At 60.9% G+C, this 14,767-nt stretch carries 12 protein-coding genes; 3 read left to right on the top strand and 9 right to left on the bottom strand.

Annotation, left to right across the window (positions count from 1 at the left end; genetic code table 11):
* Positions 1-94: 94 nt before the first annotated feature.
* The 4 genes from kdpC to kdpF all read right to left on the bottom strand — a co-directional run bounded on the left by kdpC (position 95) and on the right by kdpF (position 4,920).
* The gene (kdpC, locus tag CFter6_RS07595; protein WP_061542260.1) at positions 95-679 is read right to left on the bottom strand and encodes a potassium-transporting ATPase subunit KdpC; all 585 of its coding nucleotides are present in this window, start codon (positions 677-679) and stop codon (positions 95-97) included.
* A 101-nt stretch (positions 680-780) separates the two neighbouring features.
* A complete protein-coding gene (kdpB, locus tag CFter6_RS07590) occupies positions 781-2,889 on the bottom strand; it encodes a potassium-transporting ATPase subunit KdpB (RefSeq protein ID WP_061539409.1) in 2,109 nt (702 codons plus the stop codon).
* A gap of 110 nt (positions 2,890-2,999) precedes the next feature.
* Positions 3,000-4,829 (bottom strand): potassium-transporting ATPase subunit KdpA, encoded by a 1,830-nt coding sequence (kdpA, locus tag CFter6_RS07585; protein WP_061539408.1) that lies wholly within the window; start codon positions 4,827-4,829, stop codon positions 3,000-3,002.
* Between the two features lies 1 nt (position 4,830).
* Positions 4,831-4,920 carry a K(+)-transporting ATPase subunit F gene (gene kdpF, locus CFter6_RS07580; RefSeq protein ID WP_061539407.1) on the bottom strand — a complete coding sequence of 30 codons (90 nt, stop codon included), beginning with the start codon at positions 4,918-4,920 and terminating at the stop codon, positions 4,831-4,833.
* A gap of 338 nt (positions 4,921-5,258) precedes the next feature.
* Here kdpF and CFter6_RS07575 point away from each other — a divergent pair, with 338 nt between their 5' ends.
* Together CFter6_RS07575 and CFter6_RS07570 are read left to right on the top strand one after the other, a co-directional pair.
* Entirely contained in the window at positions 5,259-7,445 is a 2,187-nt protein-coding gene (locus CFter6_RS07575) for an FUSC family membrane protein (RefSeq protein WP_061539406.1), read from the top strand.
* Between the two features lie 162 nt (positions 7,446-7,607).
* Entirely contained in the window at positions 7,608-7,997 is a 390-nt protein-coding gene (locus CFter6_RS07570) for a hypothetical protein (protein WP_061539405.1), read from the top strand.
* On the opposite strand, the gene CFter6_RS07565 is transcribed toward CFter6_RS07570, so the two are convergent.
* Both CFter6_RS07565 and CFter6_RS07560 read right to left on the bottom strand, forming a co-directional pair.
* The gene (locus CFter6_RS07565) at positions 7,984-8,895 is read right to left on the bottom strand and encodes an SMP-30/gluconolactonase/LRE family protein (RefSeq protein ID WP_061539404.1); all 912 of its coding nucleotides are present in this window, start codon (positions 8,893-8,895) and stop codon (positions 7,984-7,986) included. The genes CFter6_RS07570 and CFter6_RS07565 overlap by 14 nt on opposite strands.
* A gap of 88 nt (positions 8,896-8,983) precedes the next feature.
* Positions 8,984-10,057 carry a porin gene (locus CFter6_RS07560; protein ID WP_061539403.1) on the bottom strand — a complete coding sequence of 358 codons (1,074 nt, stop codon included), beginning with the start codon at positions 10,055-10,057 and terminating at the stop codon, positions 8,984-8,986.
* Positions 10,058-10,293: 236 nt separating this feature from the next.
* Here CFter6_RS07560 and CFter6_RS07555 point away from each other — a divergent pair, with 236 nt between their 5' ends.
* Positions 10,294-11,235, top strand: a complete 942-nt coding sequence (locus CFter6_RS07555) for a LysR family transcriptional regulator (RefSeq protein ID WP_061539402.1) — start codon at positions 10,294-10,296, stop codon at positions 11,233-11,235.
* Positions 11,236-11,250: 15 nt separating this feature from the next.
* Here the strand turns inward: CFter6_RS07555 and CFter6_RS07550 are convergent, their stop codons facing one another.
* From CFter6_RS07550 to araD1, 3 genes are all read right to left on the bottom strand, one after another.
* Entirely contained in the window at positions 11,251-12,033 is a 783-nt protein-coding gene (locus tag CFter6_RS07550; RefSeq protein ID WP_061539401.1) for an SDR family NAD(P)-dependent oxidoreductase, read from the bottom strand.
* Between the two features lie 43 nt (positions 12,034-12,076).
* Positions 12,077-13,654: an aldehyde dehydrogenase (NADP(+)) gene (locus CFter6_RS07545; RefSeq protein WP_061539400.1), complete on the bottom strand. Its 1,578-nt coding sequence runs from the start codon at positions 13,652-13,654 to the stop codon at positions 12,077-12,079.
* A 67-nt stretch (positions 13,655-13,721) separates the two neighbouring features.
* Positions 13,722-14,717 (bottom strand): AraD1 family protein, encoded by a 996-nt coding sequence (gene araD1 / locus CFter6_RS07540; RefSeq protein ID WP_061539399.1) that lies wholly within the window; start codon positions 14,715-14,717, stop codon positions 13,722-13,724.
* Positions 14,718-14,767: the final 50 nt, after the last annotated feature.

Below are 14,767 nucleotides of genomic sequence, written 5' to 3'. Positions count from 1 at the left end.
ACCCGAAGAAACATGGACGTGTGCAAGCTGGCCGCACGCTGTACGGCCAGTCCTGCGAGCACTATCCCTTCTGGAATGAAATGGGTGGTGAAACTTAGTTCGCAGCCGGATGCTGGCGCTCAGTTGCCCGATCAAGCGCCAGGTTCAACGCCAGCACATTGACGCGCGGCTCGCCGAAGAAGCCCAGGCTGCGCCGCAGCTGCAGGCTGTCGATGAGGCTGTGCACGGTATCGACGCTCAGCTTGCGTTCGCGTGCAATGCGTCCGGCCTGGTAATAGGCGGCAGCCAGGCTGATTTCCGGATCCAGGCCGCTGCCGGAGGCAGTCACCAGGTCTACCGGCATCGGCAGCGTGTTGCCCGGATCGGCGGCTTTCAGGGCGTCGACCCGGCCCTTGACCGCGTCTATCAAAGCCGGATTGCTAGGTCCGAAATTGGAGCCGCTGGAAGCCTGGGCGTTGTATGGCATCGGGCTGGTTGCCGACAGACGTCCCCAGAAATAGTTGGGGGCTGAAAATTCCTGGCCGATCAGGCGCGAGCCGATCAGCTTGCCGTTTTGCACGATCAGGCTGCCGGAAGCCTGGTCGGGAAAGACCGCCTTGCCGATGCCGGTCACGGCCAGCGGATAGATCACTCCGCATAGGATTGTCAGGCTGGCGAACAGCACTAGTGCCGGGCGCATTACGCCTTGCGAAGCCGCTTTCGACGAAGATACTTTCGAATTGGCCGCCAGTTTTGCCGGCGGCAGCGTTGTAGATGCGGATTTCATTTCTATACTCCTAATTACACCAGGTGCATGACCGACAAGATCATGTCGATCAGCTTGATACCGATAAAGGGCAGGATGATGCCGCCCAGGCCGTAGATCAGCAGGTTGCGACGCAACAGCGAAGCCGCTCCAACTGCGCGATAGCGCACACCTTTCAGCGCCAGCGGGATCAGCACCACGATGATCAGGGCGTTGAAGATGACCGCGGACATGATGGCCGACGATGGGCTGGCCAGGTGCATCACATTCAATGCCGCGAGCTGCGGATAAGTGGTGATGAAGGCCGCCGGGATAATCGCGAAATACTTGGCGACATCGTTGGCAATCGAGAAGGTCGACAAGGCGCCGCGCGTCATCAGCATCTGCTTGCCGATCTCGACGATCTCCAGCAGTTTGGTCGGGTTCGAATCGAGGTCGACCATGTTGCCGGCTTCCTTCGCTGCCTGTGTGCCGCTGTTCATCGCCACCGCCACGTCGGCCTGGGCCAGCGCCGGTGCGTCGTTGGTGCCATCGCCGGTCATCGCTACCAGCCGGCCTTCCGACTGGTAGCTGCGGATCAGCTTGAGCTTGTCTTCCGGCGTCGCTTCCGCCAGGAAATCGTCAACCCCCGCTTCGGCGGCAATCGATGCCGCTGTCAAGCGGTTGTCGCCGGTGATCATGACGGTCTTGATGCCCATCCGGCGCAGTTCGGCAAAACGTTCCTTGATGCCGCCCTTGACGATGTCTTTCAACTCGACCACACCCATCACCACACCGTCGTCCACCACCACCAGCGGCGTGCTGCCGCGGCGGGCGACGTCGTCGACGTTGTGAGCGACTTCGGCCGGGAACGGCTGCCCCAGTTCCTGCAGGTAGTTCTTGAGCGCCTCGGACGAGCCCTTGCGGATCGCGCGAATTTTTCCACCTTCGTGGCCTGCTTCGCCGATATCGATGCCGCTCATGCGCGTCTGTGCGGTGAACGGCACAAAAGTGGCGTGCAGCGAACCCATCTCGCGTTCGCGGATATTGAAACGCTGCTTCGCCAGCACCACGATGCTGCGCCCTTCCGGTGTTTCATCGGCCAGCGAAGCCAGTTGCGCCACGTCCGCCAATTGCTGCTCGGTGATGCCGGGCGCCGGAATGAATGCCGAAGCCTGGCGATTGCCCAGCGTGATGGTGCCGGTCTTGTCCAGCAACAGTACATCGACGTCGCCGGCAGCTTCGACCGCACGGCCGGAGGTGGCGATCACATTGGCCTGCATCATGCGGCTCATGCCGGCCACGCCAATGGCGGACAGCAAGGCGCCGATGGTGGTCGGGATCAGGCACACCAGCAAAGCCACCAGCACTGTGATGGTGATCGGCGTGCCGAACTTGGCGGCGGTCACGCTAAACAGCGAGAACGGCAGCAGCGTGACAGTCACCAGCAGGAACACGATGGTCAGCGCCACCAGCAAGATGGTGAGGGCGATCTCGTTCGGTGTCTTTTGCCGCTTGGCGCTTTCCACCATTGAGATCATGCGGTCGAGGAAGGCTTCGCCAGGGTTCACCGAGACTCGCACCACCAGCCAGTCGGACAGCACCCGGGTGCCGCCGGTGACAGCGGAAAAGTCACCGCCGGATTCGCGGATTACGGGTGCCGATTCGCCGGTGATAGCGCTTTCGTCAACCGAGGCCACGCCTTCGATGACTTCACCGTCGACCGGGATCACGTCCCCGGCTTCCACCAGCACGATGTCGCCCTTGCGCAGGTTGCTGGCCGGAGTGGCCGACCACTTGCTGAGCTGGCCATTGGGCTTGCCGCTGCCGTTATTGTCCAGTTTTTTGGCGGAAACGGTTTGCTTCAAGGCGCGCAGCGATTCCGCCTGCGCCTTGCTGCGCCCTTCCGCCAGCGCTTCGGCGAAATTGGCGAACAGCACAGTGAACCAGAGCCACACCGAGATCGCCAGGATGAAGGCCGGACTGGCTTCGCCCTTGCCGATCAGGGCCTGGAAATACAACAGGGTGGTCAGGATACTGCCGACATAAACCACGAACATGACCGGGTTGCGCAATTGCGTTTGCGGCGCCAGCTTTTTGAACGATGCGACGATGGCCGGGCCCATGAGCGCGGAATCGAAGAGCGTCAGATTAGTGCGAGACATGATGATCCTTCTTCTTGATTAGTTGGGGACAGAGCCGCACGGGGAGTGTAATTCGCCACGCTGCGGTGGCCCTTAAACCCTACCCGGGCGGCTCTGTCCCGCAAATATTTTTACTGTGCAAACATCTGCAGATGTTCAACGACGGGACCAAGCGCCAGGGCCGGTACATAGTTCAGTACCCCCACCAGCACCACGACACCGATCAGCAACACGATGAACAGCGGGCCATGGGTAGGCATGGTTCCGGAGTTGGGCTCCAGCCGTTTTTTAGCTGCAAACGAACCAGCCATCGCCAGGATCGTGACGATGATGATGAATCGTCCGAACCACATGGCTATCGCCAGCATCACGTTATAGAACGGCGTGTTGGCAGACAGGCCGGCAAAAGCGCTGCCGTTGTTGTTGGCGGCAGAAGAGAAGGCATACAGGATTTCGCTGAAGCCATGGGCGCCCGGATTCAGGATGCCTGCTACGCCGGCTGTCGCCATCACCGCAATCGCGGTGCCGGCCAATACCAGTATCGGCGTCGCCAGGATCGCAATCGAAGTCATCTTCATTTCGAACGACTGGATCTTCTTGCCCAGGTATTCCGGGGTGCGGCCGATCATCAGGCCGGCGATGAACACCGCCATGATGGCGAACACCAGCATGCCATACAGGCCTGAACCGACGCCGCCGAACACCACTTCACCCATCTGTATCAGGGCCATCGGCACCAGGCCGCCCAATGCCGTGAACGAATCGTGCATGGCATTGACCGCACCGCAAGAAGCTGCCGTGGTGATCGCTGCAAACAGAGCCGAAGCGCTGATGCCGAAACGGGTTTCCTTGCCTTCCATGTTGCCGCCGGACTGCAGCAAACTGTGGCCCTGGTCGATGCCCATCGCGGTCAGGCCGGGATGCGGCTGCTGTTCCGCATACATGACTACCGCGGTCATGATGACGAAGATGATCGTCATCGCCGCCAGCACCGCCCAGCCCTGGCGGATATCGCCGACCATGAAACCGAACGTGAAGCACAGCGCGGCCGGGATCAGGAAGATCGCCAGCATCTGCATGAAATTCGACAAAGGCGTCGGATTCTCATAGGGATGGGCCGAGTTGGCGTTAAAGAAACCGCCGCCGTTGGTCCCTATCATCTTGATCGCTTCCTGCGACGCCACCGGACCCATCGCCAAAGTCTGCACCTTGGTGTTGGCGGCTTCCATCACAGGCTTGCCCGCTGCATCGCCGGTGGTACCCATGAGCGGCTGGCCGTCGGCGCCGACTTTAGGCTGCTGATAATCCAGCGACTGCACGATGTTGGCGTCTTTATACGAATCGAAATTCTGGATCACGCCCTGGCTGATCAGGAATACCGAGAAAATCACCGACAGCGGCAACAATACATACACGGTGGAACGCGTGACGTCGGTCCAGAAATTACCGATAGACTGTGCCGAATGACGCGAAAAACCGCGGATCAAGGCAAACGCAACCGAGATGCCGGTGGCCGCGGAGAAGAAATTCTGTACTGCCAGCACCAGCATCTGGGTCAGGTAGCTCATCGTGCCTTCGCCGGCGTATCCCTGCCAGTTGGTATTGGAAATAAAGCTGACTGCCGTATTGAACGAAGAGTCGGGGCTGACGTTGGCAAAATGCTGCGGATTGAGCGGCAGCCAGACTTGCAAGCGCTGCAGGGCATAAGTCGCCAGCGCGCCTATGGTGTTAAACAGCAGCAGCGCCAGCGCGTAATGCTTCCAGTTCATTTCGGACTTGGCCTGGATGCCGGCACAACGGTACAGCCATTGCTCGATGCGGTTGAACCAGCCGAAGCCAGGCACCGGGGCATGGTCGGAAGAGCCGCCGGCGACCTGCACGATAAATTTGCCGAGCGGATAGCTCAGCACCAGCAGCACTGCCAGGAAAGCGATCAGCAACATGGTGGATTGGGAGGTCATATCAGAAGTCCTCCGCTTTTAACAAGGCGACCACCAGGTATACCAGCAGCGCCACGGTGACCAGCGCACCGAGTACATAAAACGGGTTCATTGCTTATCCTCCAGCTTCTTGCAGCCCACCGCCAGCGCCCAGGTGACGACAAACATCGCCACCACCGCGCCGACATAAATTCCATCCAGTACCAGGTCCATCATTACCCTCATTACAGATTAGTTGCGGTACCGACAGGCTATACAGAAGCTTCTAAAAATGTCGTAAAGAGACGCGACAGGGGTGTAAACAAAGTGTAAAAAAGCCGTAAAAATCCTCTGGGAAAGCCAAGCGCCGGAAGCCCGGATTGATTTCATGCCTTTTTTGCACCTTCCTGCCCGATTTTTTGTGGCAAACGCGGTACACTTTCAGCCTTGCCGGCTACCGCTAAGACACTCATGCACTACGCTCTGGATCTGCGCACCTTTATCTTCAGCCATTATTTCTATACTGGTTTGCGGATCGCCACGGGCGTAGTCGGGCTGACCTTGCTGGTGCTGCAGTTCAGCGACCTGCCGACCGCGATGACGGTCTGCATCGGCGCCTTGTCGACCAGCCTGATGGACCTGCCCAGCACGCTGCGCCACAAGTTCAATGAAATGCTGTCGAGCGTGCTGTTGTGCACCGTGGTCACCCTGGTCATCAGCTTGTGCGCGCCGTTCCACTGGCTGCTGAGCATCATGCTGGTGGTGGTCACTTTCCTGGCCAGCATGATGGTGGTGTACGGCAAAAAAGCCATGCCCTTGCAGTTTTCCGCGCTGTTCGTGATGACCTTGTCGATGGAAAACGCCATGAACGTGGAGCAGGCGCTTTTCCATACCGGCCTGTTCCTGGGCGGCGGCCTGGCTTACCTGGCTTATTCGATGACGGTGTCGTGGTTCCTGCGCAGCCGCATCAAGCAGCAGGTGCTGGCCGAAGCCTTGTTCGAACTGGCGCGCTATATCAATATCAAGGCCGATTTCTACGACATGCATGTCGACCTCAACAGCCAGTTCAATACGCTGGTGCGCCAGCAGATCGTGCTGGCCGAAAAGCAGCAGGCCTCGCGCGACCTGATCCTGCGCGACTCCAAGAACCAGGAAGATGCGATCCTGGTGCAAGTCCATTTCGGCATGTTCGACCTGTATGAACATATCCTGTCGACCCATACCGACTACGCCATCCTGCGCCGCCACCTGGCCGACGCCGAAGTCCTGACTTACCTGCGCGACCTGGTCAGCAAGGCCGCCAAGGATATCGAAACCATCGCCTACGCCATCACCCGCAAGCGCGCTTCGTTCGCCAGCATCAGCTACAAGGCCGAGATGCGTTCGATCGAGAGCGAGCTGCAGCAGCTGCAGCAAGACAGCCTGGCCGGCAAGGTATCCGAAGAAGCGCTGGATATCCTGCGCACCACGTATACCAAGATCTGCGATGCAATCGACATGATCGGCCAGCTGCACCACGCCACCCAAAGCGTGCAAGGGCCGCTGCCGGTGCTGATGGGCAAGGACATGACGCCGTTCCTGACCCAGCAGAAATACCAGCTCGGCGTGCTGGTCTCCAACCTGCGCTGGCAATCGCCGACCTTTCGTTTTGCGGTGCGCGCGGCGCTGGCGATTTCCTGCGGCCTGCTGGCGGCGGATGCCTTGCCGTATGCCGGCCACGGCTACTGGATCGTGCTGACCATCGCCATCATCCTCAAGCCCAGCTTCAGCCAGACCAAGCAGCGCCGCAGCGACCGCCTGGTCGGCACCTTGATCGGCTGCGTAGCGACGGCATTGATCCTGCGCTTCGTGCACGAACCGGTGGCCCTGCTCGGTTTCCTGTTCATGGCCACCGTGGCGGCGCCGGCTTTCATCTACGTCAAGTACCGCTACACGGCAATTGCCGCCAGCATGCAAATCCTGCTGCAGATCAACCTGGTGATTCCCAGCAGCGGCCACGTCATCGGCGAGCGCCTGATCGACACCTTGATCGGCGCCGCCATCGCCACCGCGTTCAGCTTCGTCTTGCCGAGCTGGGAATACCGCACGCTGCCGCAGCTGGTCCGCAACGTCTTGAAAAGCAACCAGCGCTTTCTCGAAGCCGGCAACAACCTGTTGCAAGGCAAGGTGCGCGACGACTTCATTTACCGCGTCTGCCGCAAGCGCTTCCTCGACAGTATTTCCGAACTGGTGTCGACCCTGGTGCGCATGCTCGATGAACCGGCCAGCAAACATCGCGCGGTGGAAAACCTGAATCAGTTCATCGTACAGAACTACCTGGTCATCGCCCATGTCGCCGCGCTGCGCATGCTGTTGCGGCGCAATGCCGAAGGCCTGCCGCAGGATGCAGTCAATGGCGAACTGGATGCGGCCACTGCGCGGGTCAGCAAGACCTTGGGACTGGCGGAACAGGTACTCGATCCGAACGCGCCCTTGCCACCTTCCGATGCTGCGGCGGCCGATGCCGCGGCGGCCTCCGCGCAAGCAACCGACGGCGGCAACCAGGCCGAGAGTTGGCCAGCCTGGCATCCGCTGCAGCAGCGGGTGGAACTGCTTTATCAAGACAGTGAAAAAATTGCAGTCAACAGCGCGGCGATCGGGCGCATCCTGGCCGCGTGACGGTAAATCCCGGAAGCGGGATTTTTAGAACAAGGAATGTTCAAGACAAAACTTATCGTTTCTCCTGATTAAGACAAGTTAAACGCTGGCAACTAAAGTTTCCATGTAGTACCATTTCTACATGGAAACTTATTTGCGGGTTTGACTATCTAAGGAGTAACAATGAACATCGCCCTGTTAAAACTCGCGGCTGCATCCGCCCTGCTGTCCCTGGCTTCAGGCGCCATGGCCAGCGCCAACGGCGGCATCATTCATTTCACCGGCAACATCGTCGAGCCGCCTTGCAGCACCAGCAGCTTCGATGCCGGACAAATTAACATTCACTGCGACAAACGCAGCGCTGTCGCCGTTTCATTCCAGCGCGTCGGTCCTTCCGTCAATTCGGCAGCCTCCATTGTTACCTTGACGCGCGACGGCAAAGCGTTGGGAACCGAAGAAGCAACAGCCTACCGCCTGGCCTTGCAGGGCAACAGCCGGCTCGGCCTGCGCGTCGCTCCCGCAGCTGCCGGCGCCACCCTTAGTCCGGTGGTGATGACCATCAGCTATCTGTAAGCCGGCCGCCGAAACGCCCCTCCGGCAAACCACGCACGCCAGGCAAATGCAGCTGGAACAGACCGCCGGCGGCCGGTTCAGCCAGCAAGGCGGCGGCCGACAGCGATTCGCGCGCACTCGTCACATACAAGGTATCCAGGGCCGCGCCACCCAATGCCACGCAGCTGGGCTGCGCCACCGGCATCCGCACCATGCGGTCGATGCTGCCGTCCGGCGCAAAACGCAGCACGCGATGGCCGCCCCACTGCGCGTTCCACAGGTAACCCTCGCTATCCACGGTTGAACCATCAGGTTCGCCCGGCTGCTCCTGCAAGTCGGCAAACAGGCGATCGTTGCTGGTGGCGCCGGTACTGGTGTCATAGTCGCAGCAGCGTATCGTCTTGCTGGGAGAGTCGCAGTAATACATGGTGCGGCCATCCGGGCTGAAGCAGATACTGTTGCTGATTGCCACCATCGGCAGCGCCAGGCGCTCCAGCGTCAGGTCGGTATTGAGCCGGTAGAAACTGCAGCAGCGCGCCAGGCCGGGGGCATCGTTCTTGGTGCCGAACACGAAACGTCCGAAGCGATCGCAGCGGCCATCGTTCAGCCGGGTGTGCGGCAAGTCGGCCTCGACCGCGCAAATCGGCGTCACGGCATTACTGGAAAAACTGAACCAGGCCAGTTGCGAGGCCAGCCCCAGCAGCAGGCGGTCGTCGTCTGCGGTCAGGGCAAACGTCGCCAGCCGTTCCGGCATCGGCCAATTGCGGGTCGTGCCTGCGGCCGGATCGTGGCACCACAGGCTGGCGCCGAGGATATCGGTCCAGAACAGGCGTTGCGTGCGATCACACCACAACACTCCTTCTCCCAGCAGGTGCTTGCCGTCAAACAGCAGGCTGGCGGTGGCTATCTCGGTGCTCATGTCTCCATCCTTCTTGAAATGCCAACGAGGTCTTGACGACCTCGTTGTGATGTTGCGCAGAACCCACAGCTTACCTCAAAGCCGGGCTCTAGAAAGAATGGCTGACGCCCAGGTAGCCGCCATTCTGGCTATGTCCGGCCAGTGGATTGTCGCCGCTCATTTCGACCGAAAAATCGGCATTGCCCTTGTTGCGCACGGTACCGACGCTGGCGTACAGCAAGGTGCGCTTGGACAGGTTGTAATTGGCGCCCAGCATGAACAGGTTGCCGCTGCCGCCGTCGTTGTTCAGCTTGGCGTGGAAAGCGCCGCCGATCAAGGTCAGCGCCGGCGTCAGCACGTAGTTGGCGCCGATCCAGTAATGCTGGATCTTGTCGGGGCTGCCGGCAACGCTGTCCGGCGCCGACACGTTTTCATAAGCGGCGAACAGTTTCAAGGCATCGATGGTGTAGGTGCCGCCCACGATCAGGTCCTTGGACGCGGCGTAGATATCGCTGTATTTGCCGTTGACGTCGCGGATCACGTCATAGATGGCGCGCAGTTCCAGCCCGGCGTTGGTATACACCAGCGAGACGCCGTCGCTGCGGCCGTTGCGGGTCGAGCCGGCCTGTTCGCCCAGGCTGGTCTGCACGGTGGCATTGAAGCCGCTCCAGGTCGGAGTCTGGTATTCGATCACATTGTTGGCGCCCGGCCAGTTGCGGCCCTTGACCAGGTTGGCGGTGCCGATGAATTGCTGGCCGGTCGGATCCAGGTACCAGACATCGTTGACGATGAACAGGTTCTTGCCGAACTTGATGGAGCCCGCGCTGCCGTTCAGGCCGACGTAGGAACGGCGGTTGAACAATGCGCTGCCGTTGGTCTGCCCGGTAGGCGCGTTGAAGCCGGACTCCAGCAGGAAGAAGGCGCCGAGCCCGCCGCCCAGGTCTTCCGTGCCCTTGAAGCCGAACATGCTGGTGCCCCACTGGTTGCCGGAAGTGCCGAACTTGCTGCCGGTGGCGCCGGTCTGGTTGCCGTTGGCGTCCTTCAGCGCGACGCCGCTCTGGAAATCGATGCCGGCATCGACGCGTCCGTAGATGGTGACATTGGTCTGCGCTTGCGCCTGGCTAGAGGCTGCGGCGACCAGGCCTAACAGGCTAGCCGCAGCAAGGGTTTTGGAAAGAATCATGTTGTCGTCTCCTTGAAATTATTATGAATTCATCCACTGCCGGCCTGCCCCCTGTACCTGGAGGCGGCAAACCTGCGTGAATGTGGGCTCATAGTAAGGATTCGATTGATATCGATCCAATGAATTTTTCCACTACATCAATACTGTATTTGGTATCATTTTGGGAGCTTCGCCAAACTGGAAAGATCAAAGGATTGAGCGAGCGGCATATAAAAAAACCAACCAGCGAGACGACAATGCCTACCAACGACACCAACTGGTTTCTGCGCGCGCGCCTTAAAACCCGCCAGCTGCTCTTGCTGATCGCGCTGGACGAGGAACGCAATATCCACCGCGCGGCGGAAGCGCTCAACATGACGCAGCCGGCCGCCTCCAAGCAGCTCAAGGACCTGGAAGACATGCTCGATGTACAGCTGTTCGAGCGGCTGCCGCGCGGCATGCGGCCGACCATCTACGGCGAGGCGATGATCCGCCATTCACGCATGGCGCTGACCAGCCTGTCGCACGCGCATGACGACATCACCGCGCTGAAATCCGGCCTGTCGGGGCAAGTCAATGTCGGTGCGATCCTGTCGCCGGGCATGGTGCTGCTGCCGCCGGCGATTGCGCGGCTCAAGCAGCAGGCGCCGATGCTGCGCATCGGGGTCGAGGTCGAGAGCAGCAATATCTTGCTGGAGCGGCTGCAGCGCGGCTCGCTCGATTTCCTGGTGGCGCGCATCCTGGACCAGGAAGACAACCGCAACCTCGAATACGAAGAGCTGTCGGACGAGCCGGTGTGCGCAGTGGCGCGGGTCGACCATCCGCTGCGCCATGTCTCGAACCTGCAATTGAAGGATATCGCCGACGCCGGCTGGATCCTGCCGCCCAAGGGCAGCATCCTGCGCCACCGGGTCGACATGATGTTCCACAAGGATGGCCTGGCGCCGCCGGCGAATGTGGTCGACACCACCGCGATACTGGTGATCAGCAGCCTGTTGCAGCAAACCGATTTCCTGCATGTGATGCCGGCCGAAGTGGCGCGCTTTTACGCCCAGGTCAACGTGCTGGCGATACTGCCGATCGAGCTGCCGTGCAAGATGGATGGTTTCGGCATCATCACGCGCCGCCTGCAGATCCTGTCGCCGGGCGCCAAGATTTTGCAGCAGACGATCCGTGAGGTGGCGACGCAGATTTACTGAAGCGCGGCCTTTTCTTCAGGCCCAGCCGGCATCGACGATGAATTCCTGGGCAGTGCACATCGCACTGTCGTCCGCAGCCAGGAACAGCACCATGCGCGCCAGGTGCCAAGGCTGCAGTTTCCCAGGCAGGCACTGGTTGCGCTTGATGTCTTCCTCGCCGGCGGCATCCAGCCACAGAGCGATCTGCCTTTCAGTCATGACCCAGCCCGGCGACACGGTATTGACGCGGATATTGTGCGGCCCGAGGTCGCGCGCCAGGCCGCGGGTCAGGCCGACTACCGCCGCCTTGGCCGTGGTGTACACCGGGTAGCCGCCGTTCGACAGATGCCAGCTGATCGAGCTGAGGTTGATGATCGAACCGCCGCCCTTCTTGCGCATGCCGGGCGCCACCGCCTGGCAGGTAAAGAACATCGGCCGCTGGTTGATGGCGATGCGGTCGTTCCAGTAATCGACGGTCACTTCTTCCCACTGATGGCGCTGATCGTTGGCCGCATTGTTGACCAGCACATCGAAATCGCCCAGCTCTTGCGCCAATCCTTCGATGGTCGACTGCAATGCCGCGATGTCGCGGATATCGCAATGACGGAACAACGGCTTGGGCAAGCCTGCCGTTGCCAGCTGCTCGCATAACGCTTCGCTGGCTGCGGTCTCGATATCGACGAAAGCCACGCGCGCGCCCTGCTCGGCAAACGCGCCGACAATCGCCGCGCCGATGCCGCTGCCGCCGCCGGTGATGAATACATTCTTGCCTTTCAGGCTGGGGAAATGCGCCAGCTGCGTATCTTTTACTGCGGACATGTCAACTCCTGTGTTATTCCGGTGTTATGCCGATGAGTTCAGCTTATTTTTTCAATTGACCGTTGATGCGCTGCCAGATCGCCAGCGGATTGCTGTCCTGGACGGCTGCGGGCAACAAGTCTTGCGGCAGGTTCTGGTAGGAAACCGGGCGCAGGAAACGCTGGATGGCTGCCGTGCCGACCGAGGTGGCGCGGCTGTCCGATGTCGCCGGGAACGGCCCGCCATGGACCATCGAATACGATACCTCGACCCCGGTCGGAAAACCATTGGCCAGGATCCGTCCAACCTTGCGCTCCAGGATAGGCAGCAATCCGCGTACGGTTTCATGGTCGCCGTCTGTCATCTGCAGCGTCGCGGTCAACTGCCCTTCCAGGTGCTCTGCTACGGCAAACATCTCGCCCAGGTCGCGGCAGGCGACCAGCAATGACGCGGGTCCGAATATCTCTTCCGACAAATGCGGATCGGCCAGGAAATCCTGGGCGCTGGTGCTGAACAATGCCGGCACGCCGCTGCCGGCGGCATCGCCGGCGACGCCTTGGCTCAGCTGGCGCACCCGGGAATTGGCGGCAAGGCGACTGACGCCGTTTTGATAGGCGTGATGGATGCCGGCCGTCAGCATAGTGGCGGCATTGCGCTGCGCCAGCTGCGCCGCAGCCGCGGCGCTGAAACGCTCAAGATCCGGTCCTTGCAGCGCCAGCACCAGGCCGGGATTGGTGCAGAACTGGCCGACGCCCAGCACCAGCGAATCGACAAACGCCGCAGCCAGCGCTTCAGCCTTGCCGGCCAGTGCCTGCGGCAGTAGAAACACTGGATTGATGCTGCTCATTTCGGCATACACCGGAATCGGTTGCGGCCGTGCGGCAGCCGCCGCCATCAAGGCCAGCCCGCCCTGGCGCGAGCCGGTAAAACCTACCGCCTGGATCGCCGGCTGCCGGACCAGCGCGATGCCGAGTTCGTTGCCGACGCCTGTCAGCAGGGAAAACACGCCTTCCGGCAAACCCGCTGCCGCCACCGCTTGCTGGATCGCCCGGCCAACCAGTTCCGAGGTACCTGGATGGGCCGGATGGGCTTTGACTACCACCGGGCAACCCGCCGCCAGCGCCGCCGCGGTATCGCCGCCGGCGACTGAAAACGCCAGCGGAAAATTGCTGGCGCCGAACACCGCCACCGGCCCCAGCGCAATCATGCGCAAGCGCAGGTCGACACGCGGCAAGGGCTGGCGCTCCGGCAGCGCCGGGTCGATGCGCGCATCCTGCCAGGAACCTTCGCGCAGCACTTCGGCAAACAGTTTGAGCTGCCCCATGGTGCGGCCGCGTTCGCCTTCCAGCCGGGCGCGCGGCAAGCCGCTTTCGCTCATCGCACGTTCTATCAGTTGGTCGCCGAGCGCCAGGATATTGGCAGCGATGCTTTCCAGGAAACGGGCGCGCGTTTCCGGATCGGTCGCGCGGTAAGGATCGAAAGCAATGCGCGCAAGATCGCAGGCGCAGTCGATTTCGACTTTGCCGGCGGTATGGAATGCCGGTTCGATATCGCTTGCGGTAGCGGGATTAAAAGCAAAAAAGGCAGCGCCGCCGCCTTTGATACGGGAGGCGCCGATCAGGGATTCGCCCGTAATATTCATACTGAGGTCCATGCTTTTCCTAAAATTGAAAGGCTGCAGTGCCGGATTGCGGCATGCAGCGAACAGTTTACAACTGACGGATGCGCGGCGCTGGCAAGGTCTCGACCGCAAGCCGGTTGCGCAGCGGCGGCCCGAAGGCAGCGACGTCGATCTCGAATGTTTCTCCCGGCGCCACCTGGATGCCATCCGAACAGCTCAGGGTGGCGGTGCCGAAGAAATGGATATGCACATCGCCCGGACGCCGGAACAGCGGATATTTGAAATGGTGGTGCTCCAGGTTGGCCACGGTGTGCGACATGTTCTCTTCGCCGCTGACAAAAGGTTTTTCCCAGCGGACCCGGCCGCTGATGTCGCGGATGCGCGACATGCCTTCCACGTGCGGCGGCAAATCTCCCAGCAGCAAGGCCGGGCCGACCGCGCAGACGCGCAGCTTGGAGTGCGCCAGGTAGAGGTAATTCTGGCGCTCGGTGACATGGTCGGAAAATTCGTTGCCGATCGCAAAACCAAGCCGGCATGGCGTGCCGTCCGGTCCAATCACATACAACGCGGCGATCTCAGGCTCTTCGCCGCCATCCAGCGCAAAATGCGGCATCGTCAGCGCCTGTTCGCCGGCGCAGACGATGCTGCCGTCGCCTTTGTAGAACCATTCCGGCTGCACGCCCGCTGTTCCCGGCTGCGGCTTGCCGCCTTCCAGGCCCATGCGGAACATCTTCATGCTGTCGGTCAGGCTGTCGACATCGCTGATTTTCTTGTGCATGGCGTCGCGGCCGTCGGCGCTGCCCAGGTGGGTCAGGCCGGTGCCGGTGACGTAGCAATGGGCGCTGTCGCCGTGATCCAGCGGCGGCAGCAGGCGCCCGGCTTGCGCTACCTCAGCGTAATCCAGCACGGTGCCGCCGAGCGCGGCAGCGGCAAGTTCTTGCAATGAACGGCTGCCGGCAATCGCCGCTTGCGCCAGAGCGTAAGTCGAGGCAAAGCCTTCCACCACATGGATTTTGCGGCCGTCGTCTTCCAGTACGCCGATCCGGCGCTGGCCGTCGGCCTGCTTGAATTGAATCAACAACATGTGTTTCTCCCATTTACTAACGTCACGAAATTAATTGTAGGGTGGGCACG

This window comes from Collimonas fungivorans, assembly GCF_001584145.1.
Taxonomy (GTDB): Bacteria; Pseudomonadota; Gammaproteobacteria; order Burkholderiales; family Burkholderiaceae_D; genus Collimonas; species Collimonas fungivorans.
The sequence above is the reverse complement of the archived record's forward strand: the minus strand, read 5'-3'. Positions and strand labels throughout refer to the sequence as shown.

Coding starts and splice junctions, on each gene's coding strand:
- kdpC (WP_061542260.1), bottom strand. CDS start 679: ATGCGCCCGGCACTAGTGCTGTTCGCCAGCCTGACAATCCTATGCGGA.
- kdpB (WP_061539409.1), bottom strand. CDS start 2,889: ATGTCTCGCACTAATCTGACGCTCTTCGATTCCGCGCTCATGGGCCCG.
- kdpA (WP_061539408.1), bottom strand. CDS start 4,829: ATGACCTCCCAATCCACCATGTTGCTGATCGCTTTCCTGGCAGTGCTG.
- kdpF (WP_061539407.1), bottom strand. CDS start 4,920: ATGAACCCGTTTTATGTACTCGGTGCGCTGGTCACCGTGGCGCTGCTG.
- CFter6_RS07575 (WP_061539406.1), top strand. CDS start 5,259: ATGCACTACGCTCTGGATCTGCGCACCTTTATCTTCAGCCATTATTTC.
- CFter6_RS07570 (WP_061539405.1), top strand. CDS start 7,608: ATGAACATCGCCCTGTTAAAACTCGCGGCTGCATCCGCCCTGCTGTCC.
- CFter6_RS07565 (WP_061539404.1), bottom strand. CDS start 8,895: ATGAGCACCGAGATAGCCACCGCCAGCCTGCTGTTTGACGGCAAGCAC.
- CFter6_RS07560 (WP_061539403.1), bottom strand. CDS start 10,057: ATGATTCTTTCCAAAACCCTTGCTGCGGCTAGCCTGTTAGGCCTGGTC.
- CFter6_RS07555 (WP_061539402.1), top strand. CDS start 10,294: ATGCCTACCAACGACACCAACTGGTTTCTGCGCGCGCGCCTTAAAACC.
- CFter6_RS07550 (WP_061539401.1), bottom strand. CDS start 12,033: ATGTCCGCAGTAAAAGATACGCAGCTGGCGCATTTCCCCAGCCTGAAA.
- CFter6_RS07545 (WP_061539400.1), bottom strand. CDS start 13,654: ATGAATATTACGGGCGAATCCCTGATCGGCGCCTCCCGTATCAAAGGC.
- araD1 (WP_061539399.1), bottom strand. CDS start 14,717: ATGTTGTTGATTCAATTCAAGCAGGCCGACGGCCAGCGCCGGATCGGC.